The 16,952-nt window shown below is 66.9% G+C and carries 17 protein-coding genes; 12 read left to right on the top strand and 5 right to left on the bottom strand.

Features of this window, described 5'->3' with window-relative positions; all coding sequences use genetic code 11:
- The 9 genes from A5752_RS00345 to A5752_RS27640 all read left to right on the top strand — a co-directional run bounded on the left by A5752_RS00345 (window position 1) and on the right by A5752_RS27640 (window position 9,523).
- Window positions 1-1,569, top strand: coding sequence for a virulence factor Mce family protein (locus A5752_RS00345; protein WP_067080307.1), 1,569 nt, complete (start codon window positions 1-3; stop codon window positions 1,567-1,569).
- Complete coding sequence (locus A5752_RS00340; protein ID WP_067080306.1) at window positions 1,539-2,183, top strand: Rv1363c family protein; 645 nt, start codon at window positions 1,539-1,541, stop codon at window positions 2,181-2,183. Before A5752_RS00345 ends, A5752_RS00340 begins: the two co-directional genes overlap by 31 nt.
- Complete coding sequence (locus tag A5752_RS00335) at window positions 2,180-3,163, top strand: RDD family protein (RefSeq protein ID WP_067080303.1); 984 nt, start codon at window positions 2,180-2,182, stop codon at window positions 3,161-3,163. Before A5752_RS00340 ends, A5752_RS00335 begins: the two co-directional genes overlap by 4 nt.
- Complete coding sequence (locus tag A5752_RS00330; protein WP_067080300.1) at window positions 3,160-3,711, top strand: Rv1363c family protein; 552 nt, start codon at window positions 3,160-3,162, stop codon at window positions 3,709-3,711. The genes A5752_RS00335 and A5752_RS00330 overlap by 4 nt, the downstream gene beginning before the upstream one ends.
- The gene (locus A5752_RS00325) at window positions 3,678-4,568 is read left to right on the top strand and encodes a mammalian cell entry protein (RefSeq protein ID WP_067080297.1); all 891 of its coding nucleotides are present in this window, start codon (window positions 3,678-3,680) and stop codon (window positions 4,566-4,568) included. The genes A5752_RS00330 and A5752_RS00325 overlap by 34 nt, the downstream gene beginning before the upstream one ends.
- A gap of 15 nt (window positions 4,569-4,583) precedes the next feature.
- A complete protein-coding gene (locus A5752_RS00320; protein WP_067080293.1) occupies window positions 4,584-5,267 on the top strand; it encodes a YoaK family protein in 684 nt (227 codons plus the stop codon).
- Between the two features lie 9 nt (window positions 5,268-5,276).
- Entirely contained in the window at window positions 5,277-6,107 is an 831-nt protein-coding gene (locus A5752_RS00315) for an SDR family NAD(P)-dependent oxidoreductase (RefSeq protein ID WP_067080288.1), read from the top strand.
- A 3-nt stretch (window positions 6,108-6,110) separates the two neighbouring features.
- Complete coding sequence (locus tag A5752_RS00310; RefSeq protein ID WP_067080284.1) at window positions 6,111-6,878, top strand: fructosamine kinase family protein; 768 nt, start codon at window positions 6,111-6,113, stop codon at window positions 6,876-6,878.
- A gap of 143 nt (window positions 6,879-7,021) precedes the next feature.
- Entirely contained in the window at window positions 7,022-9,523 is a 2,502-nt protein-coding gene (locus tag A5752_RS27640) for a hypothetical protein (protein ID WP_067080281.1), read from the top strand.
- Here A5752_RS27640 and A5752_RS00300 read toward each other — a convergent pair.
- Window positions 9,520-10,593: a phosphodiester glycosidase family protein gene (locus A5752_RS00300; RefSeq protein WP_067080279.1), complete on the bottom strand. Its 1,074-nt coding sequence runs from the start codon at window positions 10,591-10,593 to the stop codon at window positions 9,520-9,522. The genes A5752_RS27640 and A5752_RS00300 overlap by 4 nt on opposite strands.
- A gap of 272 nt (window positions 10,594-10,865) precedes the next feature.
- On the opposite strand from A5752_RS00300, the gene A5752_RS00295 reads away from it, so the two are divergent.
- Window positions 10,866-11,147 (top strand): GlsB/YeaQ/YmgE family stress response membrane protein, encoded by a 282-nt coding sequence (locus A5752_RS00295; protein WP_066841950.1) that lies wholly within the window; start codon window positions 10,866-10,868, stop codon window positions 11,145-11,147.
- Here A5752_RS00295 and A5752_RS00290 read toward each other — a convergent pair.
- Both A5752_RS00290 and A5752_RS00285 read right to left on the bottom strand, forming a co-directional pair.
- Entirely contained in the window at window positions 11,144-12,448 is a 1,305-nt protein-coding gene (locus tag A5752_RS00290; RefSeq protein WP_067080275.1) for a PQQ-dependent sugar dehydrogenase, read from the bottom strand. The two genes, A5752_RS00295 and A5752_RS00290, sit on opposite strands and share 4 nt — an antisense overlap.
- The gene (locus tag A5752_RS00285) at window positions 12,426-13,217 is read right to left on the bottom strand and encodes a pirin family protein (protein WP_067080273.1); all 792 of its coding nucleotides are present in this window, start codon (window positions 13,215-13,217) and stop codon (window positions 12,426-12,428) included. Before A5752_RS00285 ends, A5752_RS00290 begins: the two co-directional genes overlap by 23 nt.
- Before the next feature lie 67 nt (window positions 13,218-13,284).
- On the opposite strand from A5752_RS00285, the gene A5752_RS00280 reads away from it, so the two are divergent.
- Complete coding sequence (locus A5752_RS00280; protein ID WP_067080270.1) at window positions 13,285-13,749, top strand: MarR family winged helix-turn-helix transcriptional regulator; 465 nt, start codon at window positions 13,285-13,287, stop codon at window positions 13,747-13,749.
- On the opposite strand, the gene A5752_RS00275 is transcribed toward A5752_RS00280, so the two are convergent.
- Window positions 13,724-14,848 (bottom strand): NDMA-dependent alcohol dehydrogenase, encoded by a 1,125-nt coding sequence (locus tag A5752_RS00275; protein WP_067080267.1) that lies wholly within the window; start codon window positions 14,846-14,848, stop codon window positions 13,724-13,726. The genes A5752_RS00280 and A5752_RS00275 overlap by 26 nt on opposite strands.
- Window positions 14,849-15,001: 153 nt before the next feature.
- Between A5752_RS00275 and A5752_RS00270 the strand changes: the two genes are divergently transcribed.
- Window positions 15,002-15,922, top strand: coding sequence for a DUF8686 domain-containing protein (locus tag A5752_RS00270; protein WP_082950806.1), 921 nt, complete (start codon window positions 15,002-15,004; stop codon window positions 15,920-15,922).
- Window position 15,923: 1 nt separating this feature from the next.
- Here A5752_RS00270 and A5752_RS00265 read toward each other — a convergent pair whose 3' ends face one another.
- Entirely contained in the window at window positions 15,924-16,946 is a 1,023-nt protein-coding gene (locus A5752_RS00265) for a sigma-70 family RNA polymerase sigma factor (protein WP_067080262.1), read from the bottom strand.
- Window positions 16,947-16,952: the final 6 nt, after the last annotated feature.

The raw sequence follows: 16,952 nt of genomic DNA, 5'->3' as shown, positions 1-16,952 counted from the left end.
GTGCTGACCAGGTTCATCAGGATCCAGCTGGTGCTGTTCACCATCCTGACGATCGTCGCGCTGGTGGTGCTGGGGTGGTACTACCTGCGCATCCCGAGCCTCGTCGGTATCGGCCAGTACGAGTTGAAGGCCGAACTCCCCCGCTCGGGCGGTCTGTACGCGACGGCCAACGTCACCTACCGCGGCACGCAGATCGGCAAGGTCACCTCGGTCGAGCCGACCCAGCGGGGCGCGCTCGCGGTGATGAGCATCGATGACCGCTACAAGATTCCCGCCGACGCGACGGCGAACGTGCACTCGGTGTCGGCGATCGGCGAGCAGTATCTGGACCTGGTGTCGACGGGCGACGCGGACCAGTACCTGTCGCCGGGTTCGACGATCACCGAGAGCACCGTGCCCAGCGAGGTCGGCCCGGCGCTGGACGCCGCGAACAGGGGTCTGGCGGTGCTGCCCAAGGAGAAGATCGACGCGCTGCTCACCGAGACGTCACAGGCGGTCGGCGGGCTGGGCCCGGCGCTGCAACGGCTGGTGGATTCGACGACCAACATCGCGCAGGGCTTCAAGGACCATCTGCCGCAGGTCAACGACATCATCGTCAACGCAGGCCCGATCCTGGACAGCCAGGTGCAGTCCGGCGACAACATCGAGCAGTGGTCGCGCAACCTGAACGTGATCGCCGCGCAGTCGGCCGAGCAGGATGCGGCGCTGCGGAGCGGCCTCCAGCAGGCCGCTCCGACAGCCGACCAGCTCAACGCAGTGTTCGGCGGGGTGCGCGAGTCGTTGCCGCAGACGCTAGCGAACCTCGCGATCGTCACCGACATGCTCAAGCGCTACAACAAGGGCCTCGAGCAGTCGCTAGTTCTCTTACCGCAGGGCGCGGCGGTGGCGCAAGCGGGCACGTTGTTTGAGGGCTACGGCCAACTGCCGCTCGCGTTAGGTGCACTCAACCAGCCGCCGCCATGTCTGACCGGCTTCCTGCCCGCGTCCGAGTGGCGCTCGCCGGCCGACACCAGCATGGCGCCGCTGCCGCGGGGCACCTACTGCAAGATCCCGAAGGACTACCAGGGCAACGTCGTTCGCGGCGCCCGCAACTATCCCTGCGTCGACGTCCCGGGCAAGCGGGCGGCGACGCCGATGGAGTGCCGCAGCGATGAGCCGTACGTTCCGCTGGGCACCAACCCGTGGTACGGCGACCCAAACCAGATCCTGTCCTGCCCGGCCCCTGGCGCGCGCTGCGATCAGGGCGTCAACCCGGGCCGCGGCGTCATCCAGGCGCCGTCGGTCAACAGCGGGATGAATCCTGCACCCGCGAGCGACCTGCCGCCGCCGAACTCGACGGCGCCGGTCAGCGATCCGCTGAGCCCGCCCGGACAGGGCAGCGTGACCTGCAGTGGACAACAACCCAACCCCTGCATCTACACTCCGGCACCAGGGCCACCCGGCTCCACGGCGGTGTACAGCCCGAGCAGCGGCCAGGTGGTCGGACCCGACGGCGTGAAATACAACGTCAGCAACTCGAGTAACCCAGGAGACGACGGATGGAAGGAGATGCTGGCACCCGCCAGCTGAACCCCACCGATGCTGATGAGACGCCCGACGAGTCGTTAGCAGTATCCCCAGGCCCAGCGCCCGCCGAGGATCCGGACACCACAGAAGAACAGGTTTCGGCCGATCCCCGCCGACCGTCGCGGATCGGTCGCGGCCTGGCTGTCAGTATCTGCGCGGCGCTGCTCGCGCTCGCCGTCGCCGGGGGTGTCGCGGGATTCCTGCTCTTCAAAAATGACCAACGGGTCGCGGCCAGCGAGCGCGCCGAAGCGGCGGCACTGCAGGCGGCGAAGGATTGTGTGGCCGCGACGCACGCGCCCGACACCGCCGCCATGACCGCGGCGCAGACCAAGATCATCGATTGCTCGACCGGCGACTTCGCCGTGCAGTCCTCGCTGTACGCAGGGGTGCTGGTCGACGCGTACCAGGCCGCCGACGTGCGGGTGCAGGTTTCGGATATGCGCGCGGCGGTGGAGAAGCACAACGACGACGGGTCTTTCGACATCCTGGTCGCGGTGCGGGTCAAGGTCACCAACTCCGACACCGCCGATGAGGAGCAGGGCTACCGGCTGCGGGTGCGGATGGCACCGGACGAAGGGACCTACAAGGTCGCCGAGTTGGATCAGGTCACATCGTGACATCGTCCACCCTGACACTCGACACGACCCCGGATTCGCCGGCCACCGACCAGGCCACCGTGGAGCCGGTGGCGTCGTGGCCGGCCAGGGCCGGCGCGTTCGCCGTCGACGTCCTGATCGGGCTCGCCGTGCTGGTGACGCTGGCATTGGTTTCGCTGACCGCGCCGCTGCGCAGTCCGCTGTGGTGGTGCTACATCGCCGCGGTGGTCGTCGTGGTGTTGGTGATCGCGGTCAATCGCCTCGTACTGCCTGGCATCGTCGGCTTCTCGCTGGGACGCGCCGTTTTCGGCATCGCGGTCAGGAAGCGGGACGGCTCACCGGTCGGAGTGTGGCGGCTGCTGATTCGTGACGGCGCGCACGTGCTCGACACCGCGGCGTTGTTCATCGGATGGCTATGGCCACTGTGGGATCGGCGCCACCGCACCTTCGCCGACCTTCTGCTGCGCACCGAGGTACGTCCGGTGCCGCCGCCCGAGCGCAACGTCAGCACGCTGACCGCCGTCGTGCTCATCGTCGCCACGGTGGCCTGCGCGGCGGCCGTCGCAGTGAACTACTGGGTGGTGTACCGGCACGAGCGCGCGGTCGAGGAGACCAGAGAACAGATCGCCGAACAGGGCCCGCGGATCGTCGAGCAGATGCTGAGCTTCAAGAGCGACACCATGCAGGAGGATTTCGCGCGGGCACAGTCGCTGGCCACCGACGGTTACCGGCAGCAGTTGATCGACCAGCAGAAGGCCGGACAGAGCGCGGGTGTCAGCTCCAACGAGTACTGGGCGGTCAGCAGCGCGGTGCTCGAAGCGACGCCGGACACCGCGGAGATGCTGCTGGCGCTGCAGGGCCAGCGGGGCGATGACCCCAACGAGCTGAAGTTCATCACCGCCACCGTGCAGGTCGAGTTGGCGAAATCCGGCGACGGCCAGTGGCGCGTCGCCAATCTCACCGTGCTGAAGCGACCCCAGATGAATACGCAGGGCCGATGAGTCCGCGGCGCAGAGTCGACGCCGATGAGCGAGACTTCTTCGAGGTGGAACCGAGGCCACCGCGCCGCTGGGGGCTTCCGATCATCGCCGCCGCGGCGTCACTTCTGATGGCGGCCGCGATCGCGGCGGGATCGCTGATGTTGGTCAGCCACGAGAACAACCGCCGCACGGTCGCCAATGACCACGCCGCGCTGGTGTACGTCAGCGAATTCATGACCGACTACACGTCGTTGGACCCCTTCAACGCCAACGCCTATGTGGACCGGATCCTGGCGCAGGGGACGGGTGATTTCGCGAAGATGTTCAAGGAGAAGCAGAACGAGATACTGATCCAGGTCGCGCAGGCTGAGCCCACCAGTGGAGCCGTGCTGGCCGCGGGTGTGCAGCGGTGGAACGACAACGGCAGCGCCGACATCCTGGTCGCGACCAAGGTCTCCACGAAAGGGCCGGACGGCAAATCGACAGTCGAGAGTGGAAGTCGTTGGATAGCAACGGCTATCAAGGAGGGACAGCAGTGGAAGATCAGCCAGCTGATCCAGGTGATCTGACCACCGGACCCCCGGCGGAATCCACCCCGGCGCCGAGCCGGCGTCGGTGGTCCTTCCTTCGGCGTCGGCAGAAGGAATCGGCGGAAGCCGCCCCGGATTCCGCCACGGCGGAGACGCCGGAGGCGGCACCCGCAGCGGATACGCCCGCGCGTCGGCCGGTCGGCAAGGCGAAACGCCAGGGCAGGACGCGCGTCGAGGAGGCCGACGACGACACCGTCGACGCCGCGGCGCAGGACGCAGCCGCCTCGGAACCCAAAGAGGCCGAAGCCGGGGCCGTCGAGCCTGACCCCACGGACGAGTCCGCCGTCGTGCCGCAGGAAGTGCGGTTCGTACCGCACCGGCCAGCAGGCAAGCGGCTCGTCGCGGCGATGGCGGCGGCCGCCGTGCTGTTCGTCGGTGCAGCCGCGTTCGCCGCGTCGACCCTGCAGCCCTACCTGTCGGAGCGAGCCGAGATCGACACCAAACTCGACGTGGCTCGCACCGCGGCCAGTGCGATCTCCACACTGTGGACCTACACGCCGGACAACATGGAGACGTTGCCGGACCGGTCGGCGGCGTTCCTCGGTGGCGACTTCGCCTATGAGTACCGCAAGTACATCGACGCGATCGTCGCGACGAACAAACAAGCGCAGGTCACCAACACCACGCAGGTGCTGGGCGCGGCGGTGGAAACCCTGACCCCCGACGAGGCCACCGCGATCGTCTACACCAACTCGGTGGCGACCAGCCCGATGAGCAAGAACATCCCTTCGCTGCGCTACCTGTCCTACCGGTTGACGATGGAACGCCGCGATGCCAAGTGGCTGATCACGAATATGTCGACCATCACGTCGCTGGACCTGACACCACAGCTGTAGTCGGGGAGCTGGCGCATGGCGGTCGAATCGCCTGTCTCGCAACGGTTGACGATCACCTGCCTGCTGTTGTTGACGTTCGCGACCGGCTTGGTCGATGCGGTCAGCGTGCTGAAGCTCGGTCACGTGTTCGTGGCGAACATGACCGGGAACGTGATCTTCCTGGGTTTCTGGCTGGTGCCGAACTCCGGGGTGGACGTGACCGCCGCGCTCGTCGCGTTCGCCGGCTTCGTCGCGGGTGCGGTGGTCAGTGGCCGGTTCACCCGCCACATCGGCACCGATGTCCGCCGGTGGCTGGCGATCACGCTGACGTTCGAGGTCGTGTTGCTCGCGGCCCTGTCGGTGCTTGCCGGGACCGGCGTGCTCGACTATCAGGACAACACCAAACTGCTGCTCATCGCCGGCCTGGCTGTGGCGTTCGGCGTCCAGAACTCCAGCGCCCAGCAGTTCGGCATCCAGGAGTTGTCGACCACGGTGTTGACGACGACGATCGTGCGGATCGGCTTCGACAGCCGGTTGGCCGGTGGCACCGGTGAGCGGGAGAAGTTGCGCTACAGCGTGGTTCTGACGATGTGCGGTGGGGCGGTCGTGGGGGCGACGATGAGCCGTTTCACCGTCGCGCCGATCATCGGCATCGCCGCGGCAATGGTGGCGCTGTCCGGAGTCTTGTTCTGGGTCGGGGACAGGCGCGGCCGAGGCTAGTCTTGCCGTATGCCTTCGGTACTCGTCACCGATGCGTCACGGGGAATTGGCCGGGCGATCGCCGTGCACCTGGCCGCGCGTGGATGGCAGGTGATTGCCGGTGTCCGCACGGAGCAGGATGCCGAGGCGGTCACCGGGCTGGATCCGGACCGTATCTCGGCGGTACTCCTCGACGTCACCGACGCCGGCCACATCGCCGCGTTGGCCGACGTCCTGCCTCCGCGACTGGACGCGGTGGTCAACAACGCCGGTGTGGTCGTCACCGGGCCCATGGAGACGGTGACATCGGATGAATGGCGAAAGCAGTTGGAGATCAATGTGATCGGCCAGCTCGCCGTCACCAGGGCGATACTGCCGCGGATGCGGGCAGCCCGCGGCCGGATCGTGTTCATCTCCAGCGTCAACGGTCGGATGTCGATGCCGTTGCTCGGAGCGTATGCCGCGAGCAAGTTCGCGCTCGAGGCCGCGGCCGATGCGTTGCGTATGGAGTTGCGGCCCTGGCAGATACCGGTTGTCGTCGTCGAGCCGGCGCAGACCGACACCGACATGTGGCGTACCGCCGACACCATGGTGGTCGAAGCCGAGGCCGCCCTTTCCCCGGAGCACCGCGCGCTGTACGCCGAACACATCGCGGGGATGAAGAAGATGGTGCCCGTCGCGCAACGAATGGCTGTCCCGACCGCGAAAGTCTCCGCCGTGGTCGAGGAGGCGCTCACCGCGCGCAGACCACGAGCTCGTTATGTGGTCGGGGTGGGGCCCAAACTGCAGGTTGCCGTGGTGCCGAAGTTGCCGACCCGCGTGCGCGACGCCGTGTTGCGCCGGGTGTCCGGCCAACCCTGACCGATGGGCGAGTTCGTCAAGCGCAACGCCTCCGCACCCCCAGGCTTCTTCGCCTGTGAAGCCGCTGGGCTGCAGTGGCTTTCGGCGGCCGACGGAGGGGTTCCGTGCGCGGCCGTGCTCGATTACGACGACCGCAGCCTCACCCTGGAACGGCTGCGAAGCGTTGGACCCAGCCGATCCGCCGCGCGCGAGTTCGGGTGCCGACTCGCTCGTACGCACGACGCCGGAGCCGGGGCGTTCGGAGCCCCGCCCGACGGATGGGAAGGGCCCGGGTTCTTCGGGCCGCTCCACGATCCGCTGCCCATGTCGTTGAGGGGACACGAGCGCTGGGGCGCCTTCTACGCGCGCGAGAGATTGGCCCCGATGGCGCGCGCAGCGGCCGATCGACTGGACGCGGAGTGCCGCGCTGCCATCGACACGGCGATGGTGAAGTGCGAAGAAGGCGATTTCGACGACGACGACCCACCCGCCCGCCTGCACGGCGACCTGTGGAGTGGCAACGTTATGTGGACACCGGGTGAAGTGGTGCTGATCGACCCGGCCGCCCACGGCGGCCACCGCGAGACCGATCTGGCCATGCTTGCACTGTTCGGCTGCCCCTACTTCGACGAGGTGATCGACGGCTACCAATCCGCGCGGACGTTGCGGGCGGGCTGGCGCGGCCGGGTCGGTCTGCATCAGCTCTATCCGCTGTTAGCCCACGTCGTCCTGTTCGGTGGCGGTTATGTACGGCAAACATCGGCGGCGGCGCGCAGCGTCCTCGTCGGGTGATCGAAACGATTCCGCTGGCTATGCGTCGGGTTCGATAAGTTAACTTATTTACCGTGCAAAGAAATTTGCTCAAACTGTGCTCTCGTGAGAGTCTGCCTGTTACGGTCACGTAAATTGCTGTTTCGTTCGAAAGGACCGGATCAGTGGCTGGCAGACGCGGCAGGCATGGCAAACGCAGCCGGAGCTCCAACAAAATCGCGGCGATCGGCGCGGTAACTGCGACAGCGACGGCGCTCACCATCGGTGCGGCACCCCTTCCGGAGCCCAGCGACGATGCGAAGGCTGTGGTAGATACCGACGTCAGCCTGGCCGCGGCGGTGAATCAGTGGCCCGGGCCCGACGAGATCCCCGACCTGACATTCGGCCTCGGCTCGGCGGTCTACGACCTCGGCCAGGTCGCCGCCGAGGTGCTGATCCGACTGGTGGTCGAGAATTTCAACCTGGCCGTGCTGGCGCAGGCGGCCGGCGCGGACCCGGAGTCGGTGCTCAACAACCTGCTCGGCGGGGTCCTGGGTGAGATTCCACCAGGTTTGCTCGAAGATGTGGTCGGCGCGATCCCGGTCGATGTACCCGGTGTCGTCGGTGCGCTGATCGATCCCCTCGGGGTACTCGCCCCCGACGTAGAGCAGCAGATCAGCAACCTATTGGCTGGCTCACTACCCGAAACCCTCGGTGGTCTGCTCGGACTGCTCGGCCTCGACCTCAGCGATCCGTTCAACCTCTCCAACCTCCCCGGCCCGGTCAACGTGATAACTGCGGGCCCGGTATTCACCCTGCTCAAGCTGTTGGGAGTCGACCTGGGCTGGGTGCCCGGCTTGCCGCGCGCCATCGCCGAGGAGGTCAACAAGACCCCGTACCTCGACGCTGAAGTCAGCCTCGAGTCAGTGCTTCGCGAGCTCGAGATCTTGAACCCGGTGCTGGACCTGCTCAACATTCCCATCCCCGACATCGACGCCGTCGAGGTCCGGGTCCCGGTGGTTCTGAGCATGGGGCTCGGTGCCTTCTCCGCCGGCGCGGCATACGAGCGAATCGTTGCCGATCTGGTGAATCAACCGGGCGGGGAGAACGCCGACGAGCATCCGCTCCTGGGCAGCATCACCATCCTCCCGATGATCCTGCTGCGTAATCCCGGACGGGCCAACGGCGGAATGTTCGCCCGCTTCTATCCCCTCTTCGGGCTTGCGGGCATCAAGACGGTCACGCCGGAGACCGAAGCCTCCTACAGCGGGGGCCTCCCGGTGCCCGGCACCGGCCTTTCCGTCGGCGGCGCGAACCTGATCCCGATCAAGCTCGACGCGACGGTCCAGTACGACCTGCTGAGCGACTTCGCCGCATGGCCGAACCCGTTCTCGTTGGCCAACAACCTCTTTGCGGGGCTGCTCCCCACCTACATGCTTCGCGGCGTCACGCTCGACCCCCAGCAGCTGCTGCAGCTCGACGATCTTGCGCAGCGCATCGCGAACGGCGACCCGCTCGCGGTCAACCTCTATCTCACGCTGCGCTCGGCGACCCTGCCTCTGCTCGAGCCACTGTATCTGGCCGCAGACGTGCTCAACCTTGTCACGCTCGGAGGCGTCGCGCGCTACAACCCGTTCAGCATGGTGGCCAACGCGCTTGCCCCGGCGTTGACCAGCCTGGTGAACCTCGGCTACACCGACGTCTACTACAACCCGCAGACGGGCGGTTACGAGCGGACACTGGACGAGGCCGGCGACCCGACGCCGTTCATGTCCTTTCCGAACGTCGACTGGGCCCAGGCGCCGGGCGTCATCCTCAACCAGTTGGTCCAGGGCATCTTCAAGGAGTTCTTCAGCGGCAACCCGACCGCAGGCACACCGAACGTCCTGACCAGTCTGCTCCGGTTCCTCACCGGCGGATCCCTGTGGGGCACAACGCCGACCAGTGTGCTGACCGGCATCGTCGATGAGGCCTTGGAACAGGCTACCGAAGGCATCCTCCCGGGCGCCACGCAGGAGGAGAGCGAACTTCCCTCGCCGACGGACCTGCCCGAATCCGGTGCGCGGATGCTCACCCTCGTGACGGGCGAACCGGGTGAGGAGCCCACCGACGAGATCGGCTCCCACGTCATCGACGAAGTCGTTACGGACAAGGCCGGCGACGAAGTCGTCGCAGACAAACTCGAGGGCGAAACCGTCGCGCAGACGCCCGACGGGCAGACGATTGTCACCGAAGAGACCGCGACCGGGGACGTGAAGGCCGACGAAGCTCCGGTGCGCGAGACCGAGGTCACCCAGACCAAGACCGGTGACACCAAGACCGGTGACACCAACACCGGTGACACCAACACCGGCGAAACGAAGACCGGCGACACCAACACCGGCGAAACGAAGACCGGCGACACGAAGACCGGCGACCCGAAGACCGGGGAAGCCAAGACCGGCACCGACAAGGACGGTGACACCGTCTCGTCGAAGAAGGGCTACAAGCCGGGCAACAAGTTCAGCCCGAACACGGGAGCCAAGTCCGGCCCGAAGCACGCCAAGCCGGACAACGGCGAACCGGTCAGCGCGATACCGGGATCGTCACCGCGACATGCCAAGCCGGACAACGACTCCTCGGCCACCAGCACCGGCGATACCGCCGGCGGCACATCCGGCGAAGGCTCCGACAGCGCCGCCGCCTAGTTGAATGCGAGCCAGCTCGGCAATCCGCGTTCGCGCGAATCGCAGAGCACCTGCCGTGTGTCACAGGATCCGCGGGGCACACCCGCACCGGTCCACATGCCGCCGGTGTCGCGACGCAGCACGATCGACGACGAACCGCCGCCGTCGAGCAGAATGGCGGTGTCACTGCCCAACCCGCGGAACAGATCCTGGATCTGGTCCGGGGTGTAGCTGCCGCCCTGGAAGACGTACATCTCGTCCTTGTCCTTGGCGTATGCCAGCGCGGTGCGCGCCGCGCTCGGCCCACCGTCGTTGAGCTGCCCGGTGTCCCCGGGGGCGAGCAGGCCGATGCCTGCGACCGCCACGAACCGCACGCCCTCGTCGACCAGCCGTTGCACCACCGGTGACGCCGCGTCGTAGTCGTCGGGGCTGGCAGGCGGCACCACGTACGGCGCTCCGCCCACCGGGAGAATCATGGTGGACAACGCTTTCCAGTGCTCGTTGCCGCCGGACAACCCCTGCTTACCCGCATAGGCGACGGTGCCGGTCACCGCCACGTTCGCCTTACCCTGGCCACGGGTGTTGTCGACATAGGCGCCCAGCGGTGAACTGCATCCAGTCGACTTCCACGAACCGCCTCGCTGACCGCGCACGTCGAAGAAGTTGGCGTTGATCGCGATCGTCGGCTGTCCGAGCGCCTGCCAGGCCTGCAGCGGAGTGAAGATCTCCGACGCCTGCAACAGCCCCTCCCCGGTGCGGGCGCGGGGATCGCGCTCGCAACGCGCTTGATAACCCCGGTGCGAGTCGACCAGCAGCCGCGGCGCAAGCCGGGTGGAGGCCGCCTTGATGATCATCAGACGCCCGCCGCTGGTGGTCTCGTACCAGCCGCCGCCCGCGTTGAGCATCGGGGCGGGATGGCCACCGCCGAAGTTGTAGACGAGATAGGACCCGCGGGTGTTGGCGATCGCGTTGGCGAGTTTCTCGCGTGCGCCGGCGGCATTGGCGGCAGGGGCCGTCGACAGCACCGCGCACAGCAACAGCGCCGCAGCCGAGGCCGCGAAGCGTTTGATGTTTGCTGTTCGCGCCGACACGTGAGGCTCCTTTGGCGTTGACTGCGGAACGAATGCCACATTATTCACAACAATCCCACTGTCAACATATGTCGCAGTTACATCACAGTTGAGTTGCTGGGAGGTCGCGATTCGATGCTCCGGCGCCGCTTGAGGTCCCGCAGGAGTCAAATCATTGTGTGCGACCACGCACCAGGAGACGAGTGGGAGGCCGAATCAAGGGGTTACGAACCGCTCAAGACGGGCACTGTGTGCTTAGCGGCACATAGTGCCGCCAACTGAAGGAGTCACATATGTGGACGATCATTGTTGCGCTCGTCGTCGGCGCAATCCTCGGCGCACTGGCGCGCCTGATTCTGCCCGGTAAGCAGAACGTCGGTGTTCTCATCACCGTGCTGCTCGGTGCAGTGGGAGCCCTGCTCGGCTCGTGGATTTCGAATGAGATGTTCGGCACCGGGGACAAGATGTTCTCCCCGATCCCATTCGTCATCGGGCTGGTAGTGGCCATCATCCTCATCGGCATCTACGTAGCGATCACCGGACGGCGGGGCACGGGAGCGCCGAGAACGCGCTAACGCTCCGGCGGGGCCAACCGGTAAACCGCGTCGGCGTAGTCATCGGTGATGTAGACGGCGCCGTCGGGCCCGACGACCGCGGCGACCGGGCGGCCCCACCGTGAGCCGTCTTCGGACTGGAACCCGCCGACCAGCGTCTGCTTGTCGGCGAGTTCTCCGTTGCGCCAGCCGAAGAACGCCACCTCGGGGGCATACGGCGGCTCCCGGTTCCACGACCCGTGCACGCCGACGAGCGCACCGCTCGAGTACGGAGCAGGTAACGCGCCGTCGGTGAAGCTCATCCCGAGCGGGGCGGCATGCGCGCCGAGGCTCTGTTCGATCGGCGGCAGGGCCGCACAGTCGAGGCGGCTGCCGTCGGCGTTGGTCTGCACGTCGCGGATCAACGGCAGCCGCGCCGGGCCACCCTCGGGATTGCAGAAGGGCCAGCCCAGTTCGCGGCCGGGCGTCAGTCGCGCCACCGATTCCGGCGGATGCAGGCTGACGTAGTCCTGGCGGACCTCGCCGGTGCGCGGGTCGGCGACGTTGTCGCGGTTGTTGACGGCGGTCCACACCGCTCCGTCCGGCGCGATCGCCAGGCCGGTCCCGTTGCGGACCCCGGTCGCGAACGGCTCGGCGGGGCCACCTCCCGGCGGGACCCGCATGATCGTGGCGCGCGGCGGATCGGCGTCGCGATCGGCGGCAGTGATGTTGCCCGTCGAACCGATCGAGAAGTAGACGCTGCCATCAGAGCCGATCGCGACGGATTTGAGGGCGTGGGCATACGCGCCGCGCAGGTCCGGACTTCCCGCGTCGGGCAGATCCCCCGCGACGGTGCGCCGAACGGTGGCCGCGCCGTTGGCGTAGGCGTAGGCGTCGACCTGGTCGCTTTCGGCGACGTAGAGCGTGTCGCCTTCGAACGCCAGCCCGTGCGGCTGGTCAAGTCCTGACAGCAGGGTCGACTGGCGGGGTTGCGCATCGCTGGGCTGCAGGCGCAACACCTCGCCCGTGCTCGGCTGCGACACGAGGAGCGCACCGTCGGGTGCCCACGCGGCCAGCCTCGCCTTCGGGATGCGCGCCCACACCGACATCGACCAACCGGCGGGAACGAGCGCCTGACGCGGCTCGTCGAACGGCGCCTGCGCCAGGGCCGGGTCGACGGCGACGGTCACCTCGGACAGGTCCGAGGTCGCTTCCGCGGTGGTCGAGGGTTCGCTCGTGGACGGGTCCGGCGCAGGCGCGCTCCCGGAATCCGACGAGCAGCCCGTCGCCAGCATCACACCTGCGATGCAGGCGATCGCGTTATGCCGCAGCCAAACTCGCATGCATCTCCCAGACCAGAATTTCGGCCGACGTCGTGGCGGTGACGCGCTGGCCACCCGCACCCGTGAAACGAACGGCGTCGCCCTCACCCAAGGGGCCCGCGCCCTCGAGCGTGACCTCGCCGCGGGGCACGAACAGGTGGAGATACGGGGCGTGCGGCAACTCGACGCTGTCACCGGGCTGCATGCGCGCTCCGTGTAGGGCGGCGTACTTGTTGCGGATGAAGATCGCGGTCTGGTCCCGGTGTGCGGGCATACCGCTGGCGATCGTGATCAGACCGCCGCGCAGCAGTTCGTCATCGATTTCGAGCTGCTGGTAGCCGGGGTCGATTCCGGACTCGTCGGGGACCACCCACATCTGGACGAAATGCACCGGCTCGTCCCCCTGCCCTTCGGGCGGGAGGTGCCCCCAGCGGGATTCGGCGCCCGTCAGCGTCCACGAGTCGTTCTTTTCCGAGTGCAAGATGCCGCGGCCGGCCGACATCCGTTGCGCCAGGCCGGGATAGATCACGCCGGAGTGGCCGGTGGAGTCCTGGTGCACCAGCGATCCGCGCAGCACCCAGGTGACGATCTCCATGTCCCGGTGCGGATGGGTGTCGAACCCCGTACCCGGTTTGACGATGTCGTCGTTGTTGACGAGCAGCAGGCCGTGATGGGTGTTGTCCGGCTCGTAGTGGCTGCCGAAGGAGAACGAGTGCTTGGAGTCCAGCCAGGAGATCGCGGTCTTCGCGCGATCGTCTGCCCGGCGGATGTCGACGGTGGGGGCGGTCATGGCTTACCTCTCGCTCGGCGCCCAGCCTAAATGGGGCTACTGGACGCGACAACATAGATGATGTGTCATGTATTCCGTGTGGCTGACGAGGCACGAACAAGAGGTCTGGCGGAAGTTCCTGACGGTCACGAGCCGTCTGCAGACGGCCATGCACCGGCAACTACAACGTGACTGCGAGTTGTCGCTGGCGGACTACGAGGTCCTCGTGGCGCTGAACGAGCGCGGTCCGCAGCGCATCAACGACCTGGCCGAGACGCTCGGGTGGGAGCAGAGCAGGTTGTCACACCAGCTGCGGCGGATGCGCGGGCGCGCACTGCTCGAGCGGCACGGCAGCGACGACGACCGGCGGGGCGCCAGCGTCTCGATCACCGACGGTGGGCTCGAAGCGCTGCAGAGGGCTGCTCCCGGGCACGCAGAACTCGTGCGCAGCACGGTGTTCGAGGGGTTGACACCACAACAGCTTCAGGCGTTCGACGAGGTTTTGGACGCGGTGCTGGACCGGCTGGCTACCAGTCCGCCTCGTCGTAGGTGACGACGCCGCGGATGTTCTTGCCGTCGAGCATGTCCGCATAGCCGGAATTGATGTCCTCGAGGCGGTAGGTCCTGGTGACCATGTCGTCGATGTTCAGCAAGCCCGCCTTGTACAGGCCGACCAGTTTCGGGGTCTCGATGTGCGAACTGCCGCCGCCGAAAATGTTGCCCTTCAACGTCTTCTGCAACATCGTGAACAAGAACAGGTTGAGCTTGACGTCGACGTCCATCATCGAGCCCATGCCCGTCACGACGCAGGTGCCGGTCTTGGTGGTCAGCGTCAGCGCCTCTTCGATGTACTCGCCCTTCATATCGCCGACGGCGATGATCGTCTTGTCGGCCATCACGCCGTGGGTGAGGTCGATGACGGGTGCGATCGCCTCGGCCATCGACGGGTAGACGTGGGTGGCGCCGAACTTGATCGCCTGTTCGCGCTTCCACTCGTTCGGGTCGATCGCGACGACGTGGCGGGCCCCGGCGATGACCGCTCCCTGCAGTGCGCTCATGCCGATACCGCCGACGCCGACGATCACGACGGTCTCGCCCGGGTTCACCTCGGCCACGTTGGTGGCCGACCCGAAGCCCGTCGGGACCGCGCAGCCCAGCAGGGCCGCCGACTCGAACGGAATGTCTTTGTCGATCTTGACGACGGAGTCCTTGTGCACCGTCATGTGCGGCGCGAACGTGCCGAGCAGGTTCATCGGCGAGACCTCGGTGCTACCGGCATGCACGCGGGAGGTGCCGTCGGCGATCGCCTTGCCGCCGAGCAGTACCGCGCCGCGGTCGCACAGCGAGCGATAACCCTTGAGGCATGGTGCGCATTGCCCGCACGCCGGGATGAACGCGAGGATGACGTGGTCGCCCTCCTCGAGGCCGGTGACGTTCCTGCCGACCTTCGTGATCACGCCGGCGCCCTCGTGTCCGCCGAGCGCAGGCAGCCCGATCGGGGTGGCGCCGGTGGTCAGGTGGTAGTCCGAATGGCACATGCCCGCGGCGTGCATTCGGATCTGTACCTCGTCGGCGACGGGGTCACCGATCTCTATCTCGTCGATGCGGAACGGTGAGTTGAGCTCCCACAGCAGCGCGCCCTTGGTCTTCATGGCCGCTGACTATAGAACACGTTGCAGAACAGGTGTCAAGTCCGCCTTGAACTGCGTAGATAGGGGCTTCGGGCCGTCGCAGGCACCGCTGTCGGCCAGCCACCTGCGCGTCGAGCCGCTTTTGCGCGCCCCCCTCGTAATACGCTGCCCGCGATGAGCACACCTTCGCCGCGATGGCGCGCTGTGCGGGCGCTTGCCGTCTTCGCTGTGGCACTTGTGCTGCTGATGGCGGGCAACCTCGCGCTGTATGCATCCAGCAGGCACTGGGCTGAGGACGGTCTGCAACTCGGCGACTTCGACAAGCCCGACCGGATCGACCTCACCGTGTGGGTGAACCGGGTCGACACCGAGACGACGACGGTGGCGGCGACGATCACCGACATCGAGGCCAACGGGAAGTACGCCGATGAAAGCGGCCATCTCAACCTGGACACCAAGCTGCTGAGCAATTCCTTCACAAATCCCTCGGTGAACCTGCCGAGCGGAGAGACGGTGCCCGTCATCGAGCAGAAATTCGGGATGGTCGGGATCCCGACCGACTACCCCTTCGATCGCTACACCGCCTTCCTCGGGCTCAACATCGCGGCCGACGACGGCACCGCGCTGCCCACCACGCTCACCGTGTTCAACAACGACTCGTTCTTCCGGGTCGCGCTGGGGCCCGACCCGGATGTCGAAGGCGACAGCGTCGACGCGGATCTCTACCTGCACCGCAGCGCCCCGACGCTGGTGTTCGCCGTGTTCGTGATGCTGCTCATGCTCGGGTTGGCCGCGGCGGCCGTCACGGCGTCCTACTACGCGCTGCGGTGGCGCAGAGGTCTTGTCCTGCCGGCCTGCTCGATGATGGCTGCGATCCTGTTCGCACTGATTCCTCTTCGCAACGCCGTGCCCGGCGGCCCGCCGATCGGCTCGCTCATCGACTTTGCGGCGTTCTTCATCGCTGAGGGCGTCATCTCGATCGCGTTGATCACCAGCGTCGTGCTCGGCTACCGGCACGACATCGCCTATGAGCGCGCCGAAGCGGAAAGGGCGGGCCTGAGCATCGACGAGTACGCGCTGGGCCGCAAGCCGTAGGTCAGGCGGTATCGGCGAGCCCGAACGGGGCAAAGGTCGAGGCGTGGAACGCCACGACATGCGCGATGCCGCCGGCCGTCACGTCGAGCACATGGAGTTGAAAGGCCTCGTGAACGCCGGTCTCCCGGTTGAGCATGTACAACGCCGCGGCCGGCTGACCGTTGGCCGTGGTCCGGATGAACCGCATATCCCCGGGCCCCTCGGCGGGGCAGTGGGTCTTCGACAATTGCACGATGTTCTCCGGGCCCTGGTACCAGCCGTCGAACGGCGGCATTTCCCACACGGCATCCGCGGTGAACAACTCGACGAGCTTGTCGATGTCGTAGCTCTCGAACGCGGCGATATAGCGCGTCAGCAGGTCCTGGGCCTCCGGGGACTCCGGCGGGCGCAGCTCGTCGTCCTCGCTCGGGCCGACGGCATCCAGCTGCGCACGCGCACGCTGCAGCAGGCTGTTCACCGCTGCCGTCGACGCGCCGACCGCGTCGGCGACCTCGGACGCCTTCCACTGCAGCACGTCGCGCATCACCAGTACGGCGCGTTGCCGCGGTGAGAGGTGCTGAAGTGCCGCGACGAACGCCAGCCGCACCGATTCGCGTGAGCCCACGATGACTGACGGGTCGGCCGGGTCATCCGCCTGATCGGGCAGCGGCTCGAGCCACGGCACTTCCTCGCGGGCGACGATGTCGTCGAGCGGATCGGAACTCGGGGCCCCGAGGCCCGTCGGCAGCGGCCTGCGCTGCCTGCTCTCCAGCGCCGTCAGGCAGGTGTTGGTGGCGATCCGGTACAGCCACGTGCGCACCGACGATTTGCCCTCGAAGCCTTTGTACGACTTCCACGCCCGCAGATAGGTTTCCTGCACCAGATCCTCGGCGTCGTGCAGGGAACCGGTCATCCGGTAGCAGTGCGCGAGCAGTTCACGGCGATACCGCTGGGCATCGGCCAGGAAGGCATCCTCAGCGCTGCTGTCGTCGAGATCGTGGGCCAGGACCGTCACTCCGCCGAGCTTAATCAGTGGGTCCGACAACGGATA

Source organism: Mycobacterium sp. 852002-51961_SCH5331710 (assembly GCF_001665535.1).
Lineage (GTDB): Bacteria > Actinomycetota > Actinomycetes > Mycobacteriales > Mycobacteriaceae > Mycobacterium.
This window is presented reverse-complemented; position numbering and strand designations above follow the sequence as displayed.

Coding starts and splice junctions, on each gene's coding strand:
- A5752_RS00340 (WP_067080306.1), top strand. CDS start 1,539: ATGGAAGGAGATGCTGGCACCCGCCAGCTGAACCCCACCGATGCTGAT.
- A5752_RS00330 (WP_067080300.1), top strand. CDS start 3,160: ATGAGTCCGCGGCGCAGAGTCGACGCCGATGAGCGAGACTTCTTCGAG.
- A5752_RS00320 (WP_067080293.1), top strand. CDS start 4,584: ATGGCGGTCGAATCGCCTGTCTCGCAACGGTTGACGATCACCTGCCTG.
- A5752_RS00315 (WP_067080288.1), top strand. CDS start 5,277: ATGCCTTCGGTACTCGTCACCGATGCGTCACGGGGAATTGGCCGGGCG.
- A5752_RS00310 (WP_067080284.1), top strand. CDS start 6,111: ATGGGCGAGTTCGTCAAGCGCAACGCCTCCGCACCCCCAGGCTTCTTC.
- A5752_RS00295 (WP_066841950.1), top strand. CDS start 10,866: ATGTGGACGATCATTGTTGCGCTCGTCGTCGGCGCAATCCTCGGCGCA.
- A5752_RS00290 (WP_067080275.1), bottom strand. CDS start 12,448: ATGCGAGTTTGGCTGCGGCATAACGCGATCGCCTGCATCGCAGGTGTG.
- A5752_RS00285 (WP_067080273.1), bottom strand. CDS start 13,217: ATGACCGCCCCCACCGTCGACATCCGCCGGGCAGACGATCGCGCGAAG.
- A5752_RS00280 (WP_067080270.1), top strand. CDS start 13,285: ATGTATTCCGTGTGGCTGACGAGGCACGAACAAGAGGTCTGGCGGAAG.
- A5752_RS00275 (WP_067080267.1), bottom strand. CDS start 14,848: ATGAAGACCAAGGGCGCGCTGCTGTGGGAGCTCAACTCACCGTTCCGC.
- A5752_RS00270 (WP_082950806.1), top strand. CDS start 15,002: ATGAGCACACCTTCGCCGCGATGGCGCGCTGTGCGGGCGCTTGCCGTC.